Source organism: Escherichia sp. 93.1518, from assembly GCF_013368915.2.
Classification (GTDB): domain Bacteria; phylum Pseudomonadota; class Gammaproteobacteria; order Enterobacterales; family Enterobacteriaceae; genus Escherichia; species Escherichia ruysiae.
This window is the reverse complement of the sequence record NZ_JABWMT020000009.1, coordinates 102,962-120,782: the sequence shown is the minus strand read 5'-3', so window position 1 is coordinate 120,782 and position 17,821 is coordinate 102,962. Positions and strand designations below refer to the sequence as shown.

The 17,821-nt window shown below is 50.5% G+C and carries 18 protein-coding genes; 5 read left to right on the top strand and 13 right to left on the bottom strand.

The features are described from left to right. Positions 1 to 21 precede the first annotated feature (21 nt). The gene (gene ybiB, locus HEN21_RS08955) at positions 22 to 984 is read left to right on the top strand and encodes a DNA-binding protein YbiB (protein ID WP_176252352.1); all 963 of its coding nucleotides are present in this window, start codon (positions 22 to 24) and stop codon (positions 982 to 984) included. A 140-nt stretch (positions 985 to 1,124) separates the two neighbouring features. After that, a complete protein-coding gene (locus tag HEN21_RS08950; RefSeq protein ID WP_000443555.1) occupies positions 1,125 to 2,210 on the top strand; it encodes a malate/lactate/ureidoglycolate dehydrogenase in 1,086 nt (361 codons plus the stop codon). A 152-nt stretch (positions 2,211 to 2,362) separates the two neighbouring features. Here the strand turns inward: HEN21_RS08950 and ybiJ are convergent, their stop codons facing one another. The 5 genes from ybiJ to mcbA all read right to left on the bottom strand — a co-directional run bounded on the left by ybiJ (position 2,363) and on the right by mcbA (position 6,926). Further along, complete coding sequence (gene ybiJ / locus HEN21_RS08945) at positions 2,363 to 2,623, bottom strand: DUF1471 family protein YbiJ (protein ID WP_176252353.1); 261 nt, start codon at positions 2,621 to 2,623, stop codon at positions 2,363 to 2,365. Between the two features lie 264 nt (positions 2,624 to 2,887). Continuing rightward, the gene (gene ybiI / locus HEN21_RS08940) at positions 2,888 to 3,154 is read right to left on the bottom strand and encodes a C4-type zinc finger protein YbiI (RefSeq protein WP_100734012.1); all 267 of its coding nucleotides are present in this window, start codon (positions 3,152 to 3,154) and stop codon (positions 2,888 to 2,890) included. A 73-nt stretch (positions 3,155 to 3,227) separates the two neighbouring features. Then, the gene (ybiX, locus tag HEN21_RS08935) at positions 3,228 to 3,905 is read right to left on the bottom strand and encodes a PKHD-type hydroxylase YbiX (RefSeq protein ID WP_000990156.1); all 678 of its coding nucleotides are present in this window, start codon (positions 3,903 to 3,905) and stop codon (positions 3,228 to 3,230) included. Between the two features lie 213 nt (positions 3,906 to 4,118). Next, positions 4,119 to 6,401 (bottom strand): catecholate siderophore receptor Fiu, encoded by a 2,283-nt coding sequence (locus tag HEN21_RS08930; protein ID WP_176252354.1) that lies wholly within the window; start codon positions 6,399 to 6,401, stop codon positions 4,119 to 4,121. Positions 6,402 to 6,665: 264 nt separating this feature from the next. Beyond that, positions 6,666 to 6,926, bottom strand: coding sequence for a DUF1471 family periplasmic protein McbA (gene mcbA / locus HEN21_RS08925; protein WP_010351222.1), 261 nt, complete (start codon positions 6,924 to 6,926; stop codon positions 6,666 to 6,668). Positions 6,927 to 7,201: 275 nt separating this feature from the next. On the opposite strand from mcbA, the gene rlmF reads away from it, so the two are divergent. Then, positions 7,202 to 8,128, top strand: coding sequence for a 23S rRNA (adenine(1618)-N(6))-methyltransferase RlmF (rlmF, locus tag HEN21_RS08920; RefSeq protein WP_176252355.1), 927 nt, complete (start codon positions 7,202 to 7,204; stop codon positions 8,126 to 8,128). Here rlmF and ybiO read toward each other — a convergent pair. From ybiO to rhtA, 6 genes are all read right to left on the bottom strand, one after another. Then, positions 8,125 to 10,344 carry a mechanosensitive channel protein gene (gene ybiO, locus HEN21_RS08915; protein WP_016231639.1) on the bottom strand — a complete coding sequence of 740 codons (2,220 nt, stop codon included), beginning with the start codon at positions 10,342 to 10,344 and terminating at the stop codon, positions 8,125 to 8,127. The two genes, rlmF and ybiO, sit on opposite strands and share 4 nt — an antisense overlap. A gap of 116 nt (positions 10,345 to 10,460) precedes the next feature. After that, positions 10,461 to 11,183 (bottom strand): glutamine ABC transporter ATP-binding protein GlnQ, encoded by a 723-nt coding sequence (gene glnQ, locus HEN21_RS08910; protein WP_000569080.1) that lies wholly within the window; start codon positions 11,181 to 11,183, stop codon positions 10,461 to 10,463. After that, entirely contained in the window at positions 11,180 to 11,839 is a 660-nt protein-coding gene (gene glnP / locus HEN21_RS08905) for a glutamine ABC transporter permease GlnP (protein WP_001159053.1), read from the bottom strand. The genes glnQ and glnP overlap by 4 nt, the downstream gene beginning before the upstream one ends. Positions 11,840 to 11,976: 137 nt before the next feature. After that, entirely contained in the window at positions 11,977 to 12,723 is a 747-nt protein-coding gene (glnH, locus tag HEN21_RS08900) for a glutamine ABC transporter substrate-binding protein GlnH (protein WP_000843874.1), read from the bottom strand. Positions 12,724 to 13,126: 403 nt separating this feature from the next. Next, positions 13,127 to 13,630, bottom strand: a complete 504-nt coding sequence (dps, locus tag HEN21_RS08895) for a DNA starvation/stationary phase protection protein Dps (RefSeq protein WP_000100800.1) — start codon at positions 13,628 to 13,630, stop codon at positions 13,127 to 13,129. A gap of 298 nt (positions 13,631 to 13,928) precedes the next feature. Continuing rightward, a complete protein-coding gene (rhtA, locus tag HEN21_RS08890) occupies positions 13,929 to 14,816 on the bottom strand; it encodes a threonine/homoserine exporter RhtA (RefSeq protein ID WP_010351217.1) in 888 nt (295 codons plus the stop codon). A 233-nt stretch (positions 14,817 to 15,049) separates the two neighbouring features. On the opposite strand from rhtA, the gene HEN21_RS08885 reads away from it, so the two are divergent. Together HEN21_RS08885 and ompX are read left to right on the top strand one after the other, a co-directional pair. Continuing rightward, positions 15,050 to 15,115, top strand: a complete 66-nt coding sequence (locus HEN21_RS08885; RefSeq protein ID WP_123056750.1) for a hypothetical protein — start codon at positions 15,050 to 15,052, stop codon at positions 15,113 to 15,115. Positions 15,116 to 15,167: 52 nt separating this feature from the next. Continuing rightward, positions 15,168 to 15,683, top strand: coding sequence for an outer membrane protein OmpX (gene ompX, locus HEN21_RS08880; protein ID WP_010351215.1), 516 nt, complete (start codon positions 15,168 to 15,170; stop codon positions 15,681 to 15,683). A 49-nt stretch (positions 15,684 to 15,732) separates the two neighbouring features. On the opposite strand, the gene opgE is transcribed toward ompX, so the two are convergent. Then, positions 15,733 to 17,316 carry a phosphoethanolamine transferase gene (gene opgE / locus HEN21_RS08875; RefSeq protein ID WP_176252356.1) on the bottom strand — a complete coding sequence of 528 codons (1,584 nt, stop codon included), beginning with the start codon at positions 17,314 to 17,316 and terminating at the stop codon, positions 15,733 to 15,735. Positions 17,317 to 17,587: 271 nt separating this feature from the next. Beyond that, complete coding sequence (gene mntS / locus HEN21_RS08870) at positions 17,588 to 17,716, bottom strand: manganase accumulation protein MntS (RefSeq protein ID WP_001001761.1); 129 nt, start codon at positions 17,714 to 17,716, stop codon at positions 17,588 to 17,590. Positions 17,717 to 17,821 lie beyond the last annotated feature (105 nt).

The following is a 17,821-nucleotide window of genomic DNA, read 5'->3' as shown; positions in this document are numbered from 1 at the left end:
GAGTCAGGTAAGGAGTCGTAAATGGACTATCGCAAAATCATTAAAGAGATCGGGCGCGGGAAAAACCACGCACGCGATCTGGACCAGGATACGGCGCGCGGTCTGTATGCCCATATGCTCACTGGCGAAGTGCCTGACCTTGAGTTGGGTGGCATATTGATTGCACTGCGTATCAAAGGGGAAGGGGAAGCAGAGATGCTCGGCTTTTACGAAGCCATGCAAAATCACACCATCAAGCTGACGCCCCCCGTCGGCAAGCCGATGCCGATTGTCATCCCCAGTTACAACGGCGCGCGTAAACAGGCCAACCTGACACCGTTGCTGGCGATTCTGCTGCATAAACTCGGTTTTCCGGTGGTCGTTCACGGCGTTAGTGAAGATCCGACTCGCGTGCTGACCGAAACCATTTTTCAACTGATGGGGATTGCGCCAACGCTACATGCCGGACAAGCACAGGCGAAGCTTGACGAGCACCAGCCGGTATTTATGCCCGTAGGCGCGTTTTGCCCGCCGCTGGAAAAACAACTGGCGATGCGCTGGCGGATGGGCGTGCGCAACAGTGCGCATACCCTGGCGAAACTGGCGACACCGTTTGCCGAAGGTGAGGCACTGCGTCTTTCCAGCGTCTCGCATCCGGAATACATCGGGCGAGTCGCGAAGTTCTTTCGCGATATCGGCGGACGGGCGCTGTTAATGCACGGCACTGAAGGCGAAGTCTATGCTAATCCGCAACGCTGCCCGCAAATAAATCTTATTGACCGCGAAGGGATGCGGGTGCTGTATGAAAAACAGGACACTGCTGGCAACGTGCTACTGCCACAAGCAAAAGACCCGGAAACCACGGCGAAGTGGATTGAACGTTGCCTGGCTGGCAGCGAACCAATTCCCGAGTCACTGAACATCCAGATGGCTTGCTGTCTGGCGGCGGCGGGCGAAGTGGCAACCATTAGCGATGGTCTGGCGCGCATTAAGCAATCATTTTAATTTCTTCCTCAGCCGGATGATGAGTGTCATCCGGTCTTTACTCCACTGCACCATGAAAGTGCAGCATCTTTATTGACCTTCCCGTGTGCGGCGCGCAGCATAAAAAAACAACAGGCATATAACATAAACAGGAGTTAACCATGGAAAGTGGTCATCGCTTTCATGCCCGGACGCTGCACAACTTTGTCCTGACTGTGTTTCGTCAGATGGGTAGCGAGGAACAGGAAGCAAAATTAGTAGCAGATCATTTAATCGCAGCAAATCTGGCAGGGCATGATTCACATGGTATTGGCATGATCCCGAATTATGTGCGTTCCTGGCAGCAGGGCTATTTGCAGATCAACCATCACGCCAAAATTGTCAAAGATGCGGGGGCTGTGGTCACGCTTGATGGCGATCGCGCATGTGGTCAGGTAGCTGCATATGAGGCCATGACTCTGGGGATTGAAAAAGCACGTCACCACGGTATTGCTGCCGTGGCGCTGCGTAACTCACACCATATCGGGCGCATTGGTTATTGGGCGGAACAGTGCGCGGCGGCGGGGTTTGTCTCTATCCACTTTGTCAGTGTGGTAGGGAGCAAGGCTGTTGCGCCGTTCCGTGGTCGTGACAGTCGCTTTGGCACAAATCCGTTCTGCGTGGTCTTTCCCCGAAAAGATAATTTCCCGCTGCTACTTGATTACGCCACCAGCACCATTGCGTTTGGTAAAGCGCGTGTGGCCTGGCATAAAGGCGTGCCCGTACCACCTGGTTGCCTGATCGACGTTAACGGTGTGCCAACGACCGATCCGGCAGTAATGCTGGAGTCACCGTTAGGAGCGTTGTTGGCTTTTGCTGAACATAAAGGTTACGCCCTGGCGGTGATGTGCGAAATTCTCGGTGGTGCGCTTTCTGGTGGTAAAACCACTTATCAGGAAACATTGCAGCACAGCCCGGATGCCGGTTTTAACTGCATGACGAGCATTATCATTAACCCGGAGCTGTTCGGTGCGCCAGATTGTGCAGCGCAGTCCGAAGCCTTTGCCGAGTGGGTGAAAGCCTCGCCGCATGATGACGATAAACCGATTTTGCTGCCGGGTGAGTGGGAAGTGAATATGCGCCGTGAACGGCAGGAGATGGGGATTCCACTGGATGCCGGGAGCTGGCAGGCAATTTGTGACGCCGCGCGGCAGATTGGTATATCAGAAGAGACGTTGCAGGCTTTCAGCCAGCAGTCAGCCAGCTAAAAAAAGCCCGTCCAGTGACGGACGGGCAAACAAGGGTAACATAGGATCAATGAGGGTTGGAGCACATGCGTCTGTCGGCAAACAGACAGGGAAATTCATAACCTGATAGCTTCTTGCCGGATACGGCGTAAACGCTTTATCCGGCCTGCGAATTACTTATAGATAACCGCTGTGCCGCTTAATTTATTGTTGTTGGTGGCGGATGTGATGCTGTATCCATTGGCGCCAGCCGCCGCCGCTTTTTCAGCCAGTTTCGCTTCCAGGGCATCGAGGGTGGATGCGCCATCGGCAGAAACTACGCCAATTTTATTCATGCTTTGTGCCTGGGATGCCGTGACCGGCTCCGCCGCGAACACGCCAAATGACAGAGTTGAAAGAGCCATAGCAGCAACAACAGTATTGATAGTTTTCATAATTAATCTCTCGCAGGTGATTTTTGTTTAAGTGACGTTGTTTCGTCGATGTGATGAGTATCACGTTTTTTTACGAGAGATAAAATCGAAGAGAATTGACCGCCTTGTTCAAATAAATTGATTGATATCTAACATGTTGATAATCCATTCATTTATCGTATGTATGAACCAATTTTGTAACATGTGGCAGTTACGGCTGCGTTAAAGGCACGGAATGCCACGAAAAACGCAAATCATACTATCTACACATCATGCTAGTTGCAGTTAACGTAACTGGCTGTCTTTCGAACCTCTGAGATTATATCCTGTATAATCCGGTTTTTGTAAATCTTTCTCCTGCTGACAGTGAATGCATAAGCGCACGCCAGGAATGGCTTCCCGACGAGCCTGCGGGATGGGAGCGCCGCACTCTTCACATTCATACAGGCTTTCGCCACGCGGAATTTCACCCCTGGCGCGGGCAATCGCATCTTCAATTGTACTGTTGATCTGTTCGTTGACGGCGTCATCGTTAGCCCAACCGGATGCCATATCGTCCTCCCCATATCAATGCTTGTACAGTTAAGTGTAGCTAATATAGGGGCGAACCTGGGCAGTTCAAGCGTCAGATCTCCGACCATTCCCGCAGCAGATTATGATAAAGATTGAGTAGTGACAGGATCTCTTCTCCTTCACCGTAGCGGTTTTTGAGTGACTGAATATTGTTGTCCAGCTCGAACAGCATGGCGCGCTTTTTATCGTCGCGGATCATTGATTGTATCCACATAAATGACGCCACCCGTACGCCGTGCGTTACTGGCGTCACACAGTGCAGGCTGCTGGAGGGATACAACACCAGATCGCCAGCCGGAAGTTTTACCCGATGTTGCCCGAAGGTGTCATTGACGACCAGTTCGCCGCCTTCGTAACTTTGTGGATCGCTCAAAAACAGCGTGGCGGAAAGATCGGTGCGCATCCAGCCGTTTTGCGGATGACTGCGTACCGCGCCATCCACATGAAAACCATAGGTTTCATTGTTCTGATAGCGATTAAACAGCGGCGTGGAAATGGTACGCGGCAAGGCAGCGGCAAAGAACAGTGCATGTTGGTTAACCGCGTTCAGCACTTCATTTTGTAATGCGGCATATAACGCGCTGCGGGTGTCTACCTGTTGATTATTCTTGACCTGCGCGCCTTGTGCGCCGGTGGTGACACGTCCATCAATCCATTCGGCTTGTTCCAGTTGGGCACGAAACCGGGCGACGTCCTGTGGCGATAACACACCGGGAATGTGGTACATCATATAGGTTCTCCAAAAAGTGGGGGCTGAGCATCACACCGATTGTTGATAGAGTGCACTTAACTCATGCCGGATGCGGCGTGAACGCCTTATCCGGTCTACAAAATGATGTAAATTCAATACATTGCACGAATTTCGCAGGCCTGATAAGCGTAGCGCATCAGGCAGTTCTGTTCTCGCCATCAATCTTAGTGCTCCCTGCACCCCACATCTGAATCAGAAATGCATATTGGCGGTGAGCAGGAAAGTTCTTGGCTCACCCGGGTGATAACGGTAGCCGCTCTTGTTGATTGAGGCGACGTAATCGGTATCGAACAGGTTGTAGACATTTAACTGGAAGTCGAGATTGCGATTAACCCGATAACCCAGTTTGGCATCGGCGACCCAATAACCTTCGGTAAACGCTGGCGTTCCCACCGCGCCGTCTGAACCTTTACGCATACTGCCGATATAGCGAGCGCCTGCACCAACGGAGATCTCATCGGTTGCCTGATATTGGCTCCATAGGGTAAAGGCGTGTTCCGGCGTATACGGCAGTGATGAGGAACCATCCTGAGCAACGTCAGCGCCGTTTTTGATAGTCGCTTTTTGCTGGGTGTAACCGCCAATCACTTGCCAGGCCGGAGTGATATTCCCGGCAACGGAAATCTCATAGCCTTCGACGCGTTTCTTACCGTATTGTGAGTAAGTCCCGTCATCATTTTGCTCAACTTCATTTTCGATATCAGTACGGAACAGCGCGGCAGTGAGTAGCAGGCGTTTATCCAGCACCTGCCATTTGGTGCCAATCTCACTGGTTTTGGCTTTTTGCGGTTTAAAGTCGGTACGGCTGGCACTGTTACCGCTGCCAGATTGCGCAAGGGCGAAATTACTGCCACCTGGTGGTTGTTGGGAAACGGCATAGTTCACGTAGACATTGCCATTGTCTGTCAGGTGGTACAGCGCCCCGGCTTTCCAGTTCACCAGATTGCCAGATTTAGCGGTGTCGACAGTGGTGACCGGAGAACCTTTCGCCACGCCAGTAGGGCAGGTAACTGCGCCGCGTCCACTGCCGCCGCAGGCGGTAGCACTGTCGTATTCAGTATGATAATTGTCCAGCCGAATTCCGCCGTTCAGCTCAAAATCACGGGTGATTTGCAGCGTATCGAAGGCATAAATTGCAAAGGTATCCGTCTGACCATTGGCATTTGCGCCGTTGCGCGTCAGGCCACCGGGATGAATGCTGCTGTCAGGATGATAAATATTCACCACCGGTAACGTCACCGGATTAACGCCGTAGTTGGTTTGCGTTTCGCGGGTAAATTCCACGCCGGTACTGATATCATGACCGATAGAGCCGGTATAGAACGTCGAGGTCAGGTTGGTCTGGTTGGTGAGAATTTTATTACTCACATCTTTGGTATTCGCAGTGCGTGACCACGTCCAGCTATTCACATCGCTGGTGGGCTGGGTAATATTCGACGCCCCGCCCATAATTGCCGTCATCAGGTAATCCTGCTTCACGCGCGACCAACGCGTAGTATTGCGAATAGTGGTGTTATCGCTGATGTCGTGCTCAAAACGCATGGTGGCAGTATCGGTGGTCGAATCGTCGTAATCGGAATCCGTACCATAAAAGTTATGCGTATCAACTTTTCCGGAATGATTCAGCGCCGCCGTACCCGCAGAAGGTGCGGAATAGCCCGGTAAACCAATGGTCGGAATGCCGCCGTCTGGCGTATTGTGCTGGGTAACGTGTAAATAGTTGAGATACAAACGATTCGACGTACCGAGACCAAATGCCACAGAAGGGGCGACGCCGTAACGCTCGTTTTTGACTTTATCGCGTCCGGCATCGTGCGTTTTTTCGCCCATCATATTCAGACGTACCGCTGTGGTATCGCCAATGACCTGATTAACATCCAGCGTGCCGCGACGGAACCAGGCGCTACCAATACTGGCGGAGGCGTCAATACCTGAATCATTGCGCGGTTGTTTGCTGATCATATTGATCGAACCCGTCGGCGCACTACGCCCGTAGTCGGTGCCGGATGGGCCTTTAATCACTTCGACCTGTTCGGTATTGAAGGTGTCGCGCGAGACGCTGCCAATATCGCGAATGCCATCAATATAAATGCTGTTAGAGGTATCGGCGCCGCGCATATAAATGGCGTCACCAGTGGTGGAGTTACCGTTCTCACCAGCAAAAAACGCACCCACGCCGGGGACGTTTTTAAGCGCGTCGGTAAGGTTGGTTGCGCCCTGATCTTTAATCACTTGTTCCGAAATCACCGTCATCGTGCGGGTTGTATCCGCTACCGGACGCGAGAATTTCGGGTCGGCAGATTGTTGTGGTGCATAAAGCGAAGGCGTTGATGCTTCGACAACCAGCGTGTCATCCGCGTTAGTTTGCCCTTCGGCGGCGAGTGCCTGTGCCACAGGCGTGATACCGATACAAAGACCGGCAAAGAACGTGAGCGAATGAAATTGTCTGGCGGGGAAATTGCGATTGTTTTCCATTTTGCAGGTGACTTTTTCTTATATGTTAAAATTTTCACTGTCACGAGAAAGCATCTCTGCGGATGCGATGCCACTGTTAATCCCGTAAAAGCGATCGTGTAAGTGATAATAATTTTGATAAGCATTATCACTTGGCGCGATTTTCTATCACCCATTGCGCGAAAAAGAAATACATTTATTTACATTATGTTCATATTTGATGTTTTTTGATTACAAAATGGGCGAAAACTGCATCCAGAGGCGAATGCAGTTACGTTGGTGGGGTTATTTGTAGATGGTTGCAGTACCGAACATCTGGTCATTTCCGCCTGCGGAATTAATGACATAACCTTTCGCGCCTTGTTCGCGCGCTTTTTCTGCCAGTTTATCCTCCAGATCGCTTAGGTTAGATGCGCCGGTCGCCGAAACGGTTCCGGCTGGTCGTAGTTGACCGCTGTCCTGGCTACTCAGTGGCTGCGCGGCATAAGCCGTGAAGGTGATTCCGCTCAGGACGGTGGCAATCAGTAGTGCGAGGCACTTTTTCATAATGACATCCTCATAAATACAACGAGTAGTGCCTGATAAGTGTAGGTCTCCTGTGCGATGAAAATGACGCAAAAAATTGACAGACATGTGCTTATTTTTTGAACAATATATTTTTACAAAACAAGACAAATCAATGACATGCAGCGTGCTGATTTTTATGATGAATTGATGAAAAATGCAGTCGGGTTAAGGTTTTGAAGCATGTTAAACGCAGCCAGATATTTACCCTGCTGCGTTATGCGGGTATCTTACGCCGCTGCTTAAAGGAGAATGCTATGTCCGCCCAGAAACCGGGGTTACACCCGCGCAATCGTCATCACAGTCGCTACGATCTCGCCACGCTTTGTCAGGTGAATCCTGAACTGGCGCAATTCCTTACGCTTACCCCTGCCGGTGAGCAAAGCGTTGACTTCGCCAATCCGCTGGCAGTGAAGGCGCTCAACAAGGCGCTGTTGGCACATTTTTATGCTGTGGCGAGCTGGGATATCCCTGACGGTTTTCTCTGCCCACCGGTGCCGGGTCGGGCGGATTATATTCATCATCTTGCTGATTTATTGGCTGAAGCAACCGGAACAATCCCGGCCAATGCCAGCATTCTGGATATCGGCGTTGGTGCGAACTGTATTTATCCGCTGATTGGCGTACATGAATATGGCTGGCGTTTTACTGGTACAGAAACTAACAGCCAGGCGTTAAGCAGCGCGCAGGCGATCATCAGCGCCAATCCGGGTCTTAACCGCGCTATCCGCCTGCGTCGGCAAAAGGATACCGGCGCCATTTTTAACGGCATCATCCACAAAAACGAGCAATACGACGCAACCTTGTGCAACCCACCATTCCATGACTCCGCAGCAGCAGCGCGTGCCGGCAGCGAACGCAAACGGCGTAACCTGGGGCTGGACAGAGATAACGCGCTGAACTTTGGCGGTCAGCAACAGGAGCTGTGGTGTGAAGGTGGCGAAGTGGCCTTTATCAAAAAGATGATTGAAGAGAGTAAAGGCTTCGCGAAGCAGGTGATGTGGTTTACCTCGCTGGTATCTCGTGGCGAAAACTTACCGCCGTTGTATCGTGCTCTGACGGATGTTGGCGCGGTGAAAGTGGTCAAAAAAGAGATGGCCCAGGGGCAAAAACAGAGTCGCTTTATTGCCTGGACCTTTATGAACGACGAACAGCGCCGTCGTTTTGTCAATCGCCAGCGTTAAAGCGTAGGCTCCCCCGATGGCAGTGGTGCTACCGGGGGCGTTCCCGGCAGCACCTGATAAGTTTGCACCGGCGCACGAACACCAGCCTGGTCGAAATGTTTTTTCACCTGGCTGTCGAGGGCAAATCTCACCGTCCACTGTTTGAGCGGCAGCGTGGTAAACGAAACACGCAGCGTAAACGCGGTATTGCTTAAGCCGACAATACCGGCAAAGTTCGGTTCACCAATAATCAGCCCGCGAATTTCTTCATTTTCCATCACCGCCGCTACGGCATCCTTCAGCGCCTGATTGGCTTTATCGGCATCCTCATGCCGATCGACATCATAGTTTGCTACCACCGAACCAATGCCACGGACGAAGTTAGCAAAGGTGGTTATCGAAGACCACGGAATGATGTGATACGCACCGGTATCCTGACGCACGCCCACGGAGCGAATCGACATCCGTTCCACCGTGCCGGTCAACGGCCCGATGGTAACCAAATCTCCAGTGTTCATGCCGTTTTCAAACTGAATGAACACTCCGGTAATAATATCTTTCACCAGCGTTTGCGAACCAAACGAGATAGCCAGACCTAATGCCCCGGCACCTGCCAGCAGCGGCGCGATATTGACGCCGATTTCCGACAACACAATCATGATGGTGATGGTGCTGATAATCACCGCCAGCGCATTGCGAAACAGTGTCAGCAGGGTACGCGTGCGGGCGCTGGGCAGCGGGCGACCGTGAATATCCGAAGCCAGCCGGTTTTCGATCAAACTGGCGAGCACCGTCCAGCCAACCGCCGAGAAGAAAAGGATGAGCGCGATACGGATCAGGATATCCACGGTTTTCTGCCCCGCGCCGTTTTGCAGCCAGTTCCAGAAATCGAACAGCCCCCAGGCGCTGAGCAGCAACATTACCGCCACGCACACCGTCAGAATACGCGCCGTTTTCAGTGCTGCTGATAGCCAGCCGTTCAGCCGTTTTTGCAGCTCCGGATAGTTACGCTGAGTATGTGGCGAGAGAGTGATGGTCTTCGCCAGCCAGCGGGAAAACATACCGGAAACAAACGCCGCGATACCAATAATCGCCAGACTGCGCACCGTTGCGCCCATCATAAATTTCAGGCTGTTTCCTGGATCGAACAACGAAAAGAAAAACAGCACAATAAAATAGGCGCTTGCCAGCCAGTGCCACACCAGCGCAAAGGCGCGGATAAACAGGCTGAAGAATGCCAGCGAGTGCTCCGCGAAGTTGAGCAAATGCTGGGTAATCTCTTTTTTATTACGAAAGATCAGATACAGCGCCCAGACGGTCATGCACAGCATGATTATCACGTTGGCGAGCGCCCCGATTTGCACATTCACCTGATTAGAGATAATCGGCACTGCCACAATCAGTCCATAACCAATCAGACTGCTTAACCAGCTAAGACGGCGGCACCAGTAGCGGGCGCTTTCATCCTGAATATTGAACGGGCGCAGCTCTGCCACGTTCGGGCAGAAAATCAGGCGTAAAACAGCTTTGAAAAATTCAATCAGAGCGAAAGCATTGAGAAACAGGCTTTGTTGAAAAGCGATGGTTTTGCTACCGGCGTTGAGATTGTCGCTTAGTACCTGGCCGACAAATAACGTCAGAGCCAGCAACAGCAAATCGATAATAAACGCCCCGATGATCATCGCCGGAAGCTGTAACCAGTTGCTGCGCTCACGGTTTTTTTGCCGCGCCCACTGACCCATTTTGCGATATAACGGCAGCGCGCACAGGCGAATCAGCCAGTAAAAACCAAACACTAAAACCGCTAGCATTGAAAAATGGGTCAGCGCATTGCTGAAGGTTTGTAGATTAAACGGCTTATGCGGGGAGCCAGTGATATTGCGGTAAAGTTGCCCGAAGCGGGCGGAAAGGGCTTCACCATAATGGCGGCTGATTTCAGTCACCTTTTGCAGCACGGTTTGCTCTTCAACCAGCGTCGGCGGCACGATTTTCGGTACGGGGTCTGCAGGGGGCGTGGCGGCAACGGTGCGTAGCTGGTCGATCAACTCTTTGCGCGAGGTGTCATTATCCAGCACGTCCGCCAGTGCGCCATAGGCCGCTTTTTTTTGTTCGATATCCGGTTCCTGAGCCGGTTCAGAGCCTGAATCTGTTGTTGCTGTGGTGGTAACGCCGGGTATGGATACTGCATGGACAGGTGCGCCCAGCAGGCAGATGAGGATGAACAGAATCCACCGCATGACTCCTCCAGTGAGAAAACAGAGCAAAAAGATAAGTATAGATGCTGGGGGAGGAGCGATTTGAAATGAGAGGAATCTGGTGTGCCTCCCTTTCAGGGGAAAGGGAGGCTGAGAAGTTAAGAGACGTGCTGTAAAAATTCCTGCAAACGCTGGCTCGGCGGGTTCTTGATCAACACCTGAGGATCGCCATCTTCCGCAATCCGGCCTTTATCAATAAAGATCAGACGTGAAGCCACTTTCTCAGCAAAACCGATTTCGTGGGTCACAATCACCATCGTCATGCCTTCTTCTGCCAGATCCTGCATAACCTTCAGCACTTCATGGCGCAGTTCCGGGTCAAGAGCGGAAGTCGGTTCATCGAACAGCATCATTTTCGGTTTTACCGCCAGCGCACGGGCAATCGCCACACGCTGTTGCTGACCACCAGAAAGTTCGGAAGGGTAGTGATGTGCGCGTTCTGCCAGACCGACCTTCGCCAGCAGCTCACGTGCCAGTTTTTCCGCCTCTTCTTTGTTTGCGCCACGCACGCGTAGCGGACCAAACATCACGTTTTCCAGCGCCGTCAGGTGCGGGAAGAGGTAAAATTGCTGGAACACCATGCCCGCTTCCTGGCGAATCAGACGCTCGTCAACTTTCGGATCGTTAACCTTCAGACCATCGACAATCAGATCGCCAGAGGTAATTTCTTCCAGTTTGTTGATGCAGCGCAGCAGGGTTGATTTACCGGAACCTGACGGCCCGATAATCACCACCACTTCGCCCTGGGCAATGTTCAAATCGATATTGTGCAGCACCTGGGTAGGGCCAAAATGCTTGGAGACGTTTTTAAATTCAATCACAGGATTTTCATCCTTCTTTCCAGACGACGCAGAATAAAGCTCAGCACCAGGGTAATAATCAGATAGAACACCGCCACGGCGCTCCAGATCTCAAGGGCGCGGAAGTTACCGGCAATAATTTCTTGCCCCTGACGGGTCAGTTCCGCCACGCCGATAACAATAAACAGCGAGGTGTCTTTAATGCTGATGATCCACTGGTTGCCCAGCGGCGGCAGCATACGGCGCAGTGCCAGAGGTAAAATGACGTAGCGAATGGTTTCCCAACGTGAAAGACCAAGTGCCAGCCCGGCTTCACGGAAACCTTTGTGGATTGACAGCACTGCACCACGCGTGATTTCCGCAATGTATGCGCCGGAGTTGATCATGATGGTGACCACCGCCGCAGTAAACGGGTCGATGCGTAAGTCGTTAAACGCCATCGGCAGGGCGAAGTAGATAAACATCACCTGGACGACGATAGGTGTGCCGCGAATCACTTCAATAAAGACTAACGCGACGTGGTTGGCTATCCAACCGCCAAAGGTGCGTGCAAAACCTGCCGCCAGTCCGATCACCAGGCCGCCAGCCAGACCGAGGATCGAAATCCACAGGGTCATTTTGGCGCCTTCAATCAGAAGCGGAATGGCAGGCCAGATGGCACTCCAGTCAAACTGCATATGTTGTTCCTGTTACCGTGGTGTAAATAATCAAATTCAGGGTAATTAATGGCGTTGGAGCAGGCCTGTGCCCTCACCCTAATCCTCTCCCCAGAGGGGAGAGGGGACTGTCCGTGCGCTTTACAGGCGTGGTGTTATTATTTCGGTTCTGTACCGAACCATTTTTTGTAGATTTCGTTGTAAGTTCCGTTTTCGCGCAGGGTTTTCAACGCGCCGTTGACTTTATCACGCAGCTCGTCGCTACCTTTCGGGAAAGCAATACCGTATTGCTGTGCTTCCAGTGAGTCACCCACCGCTTTGAACTGGCCGTTACCGGCGGTTTTGATGAAGTAAAGAATGTTTGGTGTATCGTGCAGGACGGCGTCTGCGCGGTTAGTACCCAGTTCCATATAGGCGTTATCGATGTTCGGGAACTGTCGCAGATCTTTGGTTTTGATGTTCGTCTTCGCGTAATCAACGGAGCCAGTGCCGCTCTTCACAGCAACCACTTTACCGTCGAGATCTTTCACGCTTTTCACATCGTTGTTGTTCGCTTTCACCATCACTAACAGACCGCTTTTGTAGTAGCCGTCAGAGAAATCGATCGCTTTTTTACGCTCGTCGGTGATAGTGATGCCCGCCAGCGCCAGATCGACGTTTTTGGTTTGCAGCGCCGGAATGATACCGCTGAAATCCATCGGTTTCAGTTCGTAATCCAGCTTCAGTTCTTTGGCGATTGCCGCCCACAGATCGACATCAAAGCCCACGTATTTGTCGCCCTGTTTAAATTCAAACGGAACGAAAGCGGTATCTGTCGCGACAACTAATTTTTTATCTGCGGCATGGGAAGAAACCGCAAAAGCCAGGGTCAGTGCTGCCAGTGAAACTTTTAATACAGACTTCATAGCATTTCCTTTTTTCTATCCACGGGACGATCCCCTGCGTAACATTTACCTATATGAAAAAATCGTGCCAGTTTTGCAACTCGTTGATTTTTCGAGAGGCGATGAAAACGGATTGCACGATTTATGAGGCAACACCGTTAGATTGCACCATTATGGGGCGCCAAAGTGGTGCGCTAAAATAGTGCAGTCAACACAGTGATTATTTAGCGTAAATCCTGATGAAAAAACAATCTTTATGTAACGATTGTGTGATGATGTTGATACAAAAAGTTTACTTTGGCAGGCTGGAAGGGCAGTTGGATGCACTAAAAAAGTGCGTAGAGACTGGGCATTAAAAAAAACGGCCCCCTTTCAGGAAGCCGCTTTTATTGCCTGCTAACGTTTTGAACCATCAGCGGCGGTGTTATTCGATGTTAGATTCGATAAACCACAGGAATTTATCCAGGTCGCGGGAGGCGGCGGTCAGGATATCTGCAGTATCATCATCTTTTGCTTCACCGATGGCTTTACGTACATCATTGGCGACAATTGCATAACGATCCGCCAGCTCTTTCAGGTGATCCTGAACGTTGTGGATGTCCAGCGGGTAGCTTTTCAGCGGTGTTTTGCTATTGATAACTTGAGTGGTGCCAAGGGCAACGCCGCCCAGTTGTACCGCGCGTTCAGCCATGGTATCCAGATGATCGATCAGAGCGGTACGGAAGCCATCCAGCATTTCATGTACGGCAATGAAGTTAGCGCCGCGCATATTCCAGTGTGCCTGTTTGGTAATCAACGAAAGATCAATAAACTGGATAACCTGACGATTCAGCAACTCTACTGTCGCTTTTTTCTCGCTGTCAGAGACATCGTTGCGGGTATAAAGCAGATTGGTCGCTTTTGATTTAACTAATTTAGCGGTACTCATAATTTCATATCCTCTTGATGTTATGTCCCAGTAATTAACGAGACTAAGTATAGCACCGGCTATGTGTTCCGCTATTCTGGCTGTTCCTATCACACTAATAGTGGTAACAAGCGTGAAAGATAAAACCGACGAAAATACAGTGGCTTATATATTCAAATAAGAACGATTCTTATTTATTTGTTCACCAGGAATTTTCGGAATAAATATGCTTTTGTGTAGTCAGATATATAAGGATGTGGCAGGTGAAAATTAGCGAAATATTCTGCATGGTTATGCATAACCATGCAGAATTGTAAATTTAATTAATATCTATTTCTTCTATTTTGCTCTCTTTGCGTGCTGTCAGCGTGGAGCCCATTGAAGCTGCGATGATAGCGCCGAGCGCCAGAATCTGTATTGGCGTCAGCATCTCACCGAGGAAAATCATCCCGGAAATGGCGGCCAGTGCCGGTTCCATGCTCATCAGCGTACCAAATGTCCGCGTCGGCAAACGGGTGAGGGCAATCATCTCCAGCGAGTAGGGCAGAGCGGTCGAGAGAATTGCGACAGCTAAACCTAATGGAACAACCGACCAATGCCAGAGAGCCTCTCCAGCCTGTAACGCGCCGATTGGCACGAAAATTAATGCCGCAATCAGCGAACCGATCGCCACCGTCGCAGGGCCGTGTTCAGCACCGGCACGTTGCCCACTTAATATGTAGATAGCCCAACAAGCACCGGCACCGAGCGCCAGCGCACAGCCGGTTAAATCGACATGGGAAACATCTTGCCCCAGCGGCAGCAGGAACCACAGACCGAGCACTGCCAGCAAAACCCAAACGAAATCTACCGGGCGACGAGAGGAGAACAGTGCCACCGCCAGTGGCCCGGTGAATTCCAGCGCAACTGCAATTCCCAGAGGTACAGTCTGAATAGAGAGATAAAAGAGATAGTTCATCCCACCCAGAGATACACCGTAAAACAACAGCGGTAACCGTTGTTCTCTGGCAAAACGCAGCCGCCACGGTTTAAAGAAAGCGACAAGAATCAATGTTCCCAGCGCAAGGCGCAGTGCAGTCACTCCAGGCGCGCCAACCAGTGGAAAAAGTGATTTTGCTAATGAAGCCCCACCCTGAATAGACGCCATGGCAACGAGCAATATGACTATTGGTAACCAGACCGGCATTTTACGTAATGACCCTGGCATCCTTTCTCCCATAAAGTTGTATAGCAAGGTAAAACGTGGAGTGTACTGGATGTACCAGTGGCTGGTTGAGCATTTGTTGAAAATTTTTTCCCCGTTTTGGCTAAAATGCGCCAGGATTGATGGATTCATCAGTTTGCTGATTAAGAATAATCTGGATGAGAGAGTGTGAATATATGCGTAATACTTACGCTGTTCACAGAAAAAGTGATTTAAATTTAGATGGATAGCGGTGAATGGAAACGTTCTGTTACACGAAATGGCCCGTTAGACATCACAAATCGCGAAGAGTTTCCCATTAATTTTTGATATATTTAAAACTTAGGACTTATTTGAATCACATTTGAGGTGGTTATGAAAAAAATTGCATGTCTTTCAGCACTGGCCGCAGTTCTGGCTTTCACCGCAGGTACTTCCGTAGCTGCTACTTCTACCGTAACTGGTGGTTATGCACAGAGCGACGCTCAGGGCAAAATGAACAAAATGGGCGGTTTCAACCTGAAATACCGCTATGAAGAAGACAACAGCCCGCTGGGTGTGATCGGTTCTTTCACTTACACCGAGAAAAGCCGCACTGCAAGCTCTGGTGACTACAACAAAACCCAGTACTACGGCATCACTGCTGGTCCGGCTTACCGCATTAACGACTGGGCAAGCATCTACGGTGTAGTGGGTGTGGGCTATGGTAAATTCCAGACCACTGAATACCCGATCTACAAACATGACACCAGCGACTACGGCTTCTCCTACGGCGCGGGTCTGCAGTTCAACCCAATCGAAAACGTTGCTCTGGACTTCTCTTACGAGCAGAGCCGTATTCGTAACGTTGACGTAGGCACCTGGATTGCCGGTGTTGGTTACCGCTTCTAATCACTTCGGTGATATAAAAAATCCGCCTCTCGGGGCGGATTTTTTTATCTTAAGATTTGGGATCGAATATATCGGTTCCGAGATGGTTGTAATCCACCTTCTGTAACTGGAAGTTAGTGATGTATATCGGCCCGGCTTTCTTCTCAGAGATAAACGGGTAATTGATGTTGATCTCCTTCGCTTTAATCCCTGTCCATTGAGAGAAAAAACCTAAGAAGTCATTGGCTGAACGGCGGGCTTTAATTATCCGGTGCGCTTTATCGTCGCTGGAAATGACCATAAAAGGCACCTGGAAATTTTGCTGATATTTATCGTCATGAGCCAGATATTGCACTTCTTTACCGCGTTCTTTAAAGGCCAGACCGTGGTCAGAAAAGTAAACCAGCGAGAAACTGCTACCGCTGTTGCGTAACTGGTCATAGAGTTTGCGCAGTAAATCGTCCGTTTGCGTCATGGTGTAGAGATAGCACGACGTCTCTTTCGATTGCACAAAGGTTTCGTATTTGCCTTGTGTCCGGTCGCAGGCCTGCGGATGTGAGCCCATCAGATGCAAAACAATCAGTTGCGGTTGCGAGTGTTCTTGCGCCAGCACCTGAGCGGTCATGTCCAGTAACGCTTCGTCTTTGGTGTTCTTATCTGCTTCAAAATTACCTTCTTTCAGGAAGTGCACTTCATCTGCACGTTTAGCAATGCTGGCGATGGCGGTATCGTACTCACCAATTTGTCCCTGATTGGAAAACCACCAGGTCTGAAAACCTGCGCGGTTGGCAAGGGTGACAAAGTTATCCTGAAATTGTGGCTTGCCATCGACGACGCGGTTAAGCGTTAAGCCAAGCGATTTTTGCGTGGAGCCGCTGGCGGCAATGTAGTCAGCGAAGATCAGACCGTTAACGCTGCTGGCAAACGGGGTGTTGTTCCAGTGACCGCCAAAGGCACCGAGAGCGTCGCGACGTGCGCTTTCACCGATCACCACCACATAGGTCTGATATTTCGGTTTAACTGCAGTAACCGTCCAGGTATCTTTCATCCCGGAAAGTTTTGCCATCCGCTCTTGCTCTTCAATCACCTCGTTATTGTTGACGATGACATCCTTAGCGAAACGAAATACCGGATAGCCAGTATCCTTCAATTTAAATACGCCGCCCCAGGCCAGGTTTTGCACGGGGGCAACAAAAAAAGTCGCCACACTGAATACCAGACACAGGCTGTCGAAGGTATTCCAGCGCGCTTTTTCATTCTCTTTTTTTCGCCTGATTGCTATTACGCCGAGCGCAAAAATAAATAAGCCGATCAGGTAGCTGTACCACGGAAAAATCGTCAGGATTTCGGTCGACTCTTCCATATTGGTGGAGTGCAATGCCAGCAATGTATTGAAATTAGGCGCGCCGTAGGCCTGAGCAAAAGGGAAATAACAAGCCGCCACCAGCGAACTGACACCGACCAGAATTTTTTGTACGCGAGGCAATGTTCGCCATAGCAAAAGCAAAATAGCCGTAAACGCAGCGGTGTAGAGCAAACTGAAGGGATAACCTAAGCCGAGATTAATTAATAGCGACTGTAAAAAGTAGAACGCAGTCCACGGGCTAAATACCCGGCTACGGGTAACAAGCGATTCTTTGAGGGTTAAATTCATATGCCACTATCGTAACAAACGCCATGTGCTTACCCTGGCGTCAAGGGTCAATACCTGCAAGAGTGCGTGAAGAGGGGAAAAGGGTCCGCATCCGCGAGCCGCAATATACGCAGGGCTGCAAGAAGATAGAGCGAGCCGCCGTTCAGGTCAACTACTGACGAACAAATCTTTTGCGAAGGGGATTGCAAATCCGACAAAAAGTGGGGGTTTTCAGGCAGAAACTATTTATGCCTGCAATAACGCAGGAGTGAAGCGGCGTACCGCGACGCCGCTATTTATCGGAAGGTTTATCTTGCTGCGGTTTATTGTTGACCATATCGCACAACATAGAGAGCAGCATTAACCGTACTTTAAAGGGAGAATGACTAAACACGCGCATACACCTCTTGAACTCATTCATAAGACCTCCTGACTTGCTAATCCCGTCGATCCATGAGGGATGATTGCATTACATACAGATATAGCACAGGCTATATTATATAGCTATTGCTAAAACGTTAATTTT

What these genes read in the sequence shown, in the direction of transcription:
- ybiJ (WP_176252353.1), bottom strand. Translation starts at nt 2,623, where the DNA reads ATGAAAACTATCAATACTGTTGTTGCTGCTATGGCTCTTTCAACTCTG.
- ybiI (WP_100734012.1), bottom strand. Translation starts at nt 3,154, where the DNA reads ATGGCATCCGGTTGGGCTAACGATGACGCCGTCAACGAACAGATCAAC.
- opgE (WP_176252356.1), bottom strand. Translation starts at nt 17,316, where the DNA reads ATGAATTTAACCCTCAAAGAATCGCTTGTTACCCGTAGCCGGGTATTT.
- mcbA (WP_010351222.1), bottom strand. Translation starts at nt 6,926, where the DNA reads ATGAAAAAGTGCCTCGCACTACTGATTGCCACCGTCCTGAGCGGAATC.
- ybiO (WP_016231639.1), bottom strand. Translation starts at nt 10,344, where the DNA reads ATGCGGTGGATTCTGTTCATCCTCATCTGCCTGCTGGGCGCACCTGTC.
- rhtA (WP_010351217.1), bottom strand. Translation starts at nt 14,816, where the DNA reads ATGCCAGGGTCATTACGTAAAATGCCGGTCTGGTTACCAATAGTCATA.
- ompX (WP_010351215.1), top strand. Translation starts at nt 15,168, where the DNA reads ATGAAAAAAATTGCATGTCTTTCAGCACTGGCCGCAGTTCTGGCTTTC.
- mntS (WP_001001761.1), bottom strand. Translation starts at nt 17,716, where the DNA reads ATGAATGAGTTCAAGAGGTGTATGCGCGTGTTTAGTCATTCTCCCTTT.
- ybiB (WP_176252352.1), top strand. Translation starts at nt 22, where the DNA reads ATGGACTATCGCAAAATCATTAAAGAGATCGGGCGCGGGAAAAACCAC.
- glnP (WP_001159053.1), bottom strand. Translation starts at nt 11,839, where the DNA reads ATGCAGTTTGACTGGAGTGCCATCTGGCCTGCCATTCCGCTTCTGATT.
- HEN21_RS08950 (WP_000443555.1), top strand. Translation starts at nt 1,125, where the DNA reads ATGGAAAGTGGTCATCGCTTTCATGCCCGGACGCTGCACAACTTTGTC.
- dps (WP_000100800.1), bottom strand. Translation starts at nt 13,630, where the DNA reads ATGAGTACCGCTAAATTAGTTAAATCAAAAGCGACCAATCTGCTTTAT.
- glnH (WP_000843874.1), bottom strand. Translation starts at nt 12,723, where the DNA reads ATGAAGTCTGTATTAAAAGTTTCACTGGCAGCACTGACCCTGGCTTTT.
- HEN21_RS08930 (WP_176252354.1), bottom strand. Translation starts at nt 6,401, where the DNA reads ATGGAAAACAATCGCAATTTCCCCGCCAGACAATTTCATTCGCTCACG.
- ybiX (WP_000990156.1), bottom strand. Translation starts at nt 3,905, where the DNA reads ATGATGTACCACATTCCCGGTGTGTTATCGCCACAGGACGTCGCCCGG.
- rlmF (WP_176252355.1), top strand. Translation starts at nt 7,202, where the DNA reads ATGTCCGCCCAGAAACCGGGGTTACACCCGCGCAATCGTCATCACAGT.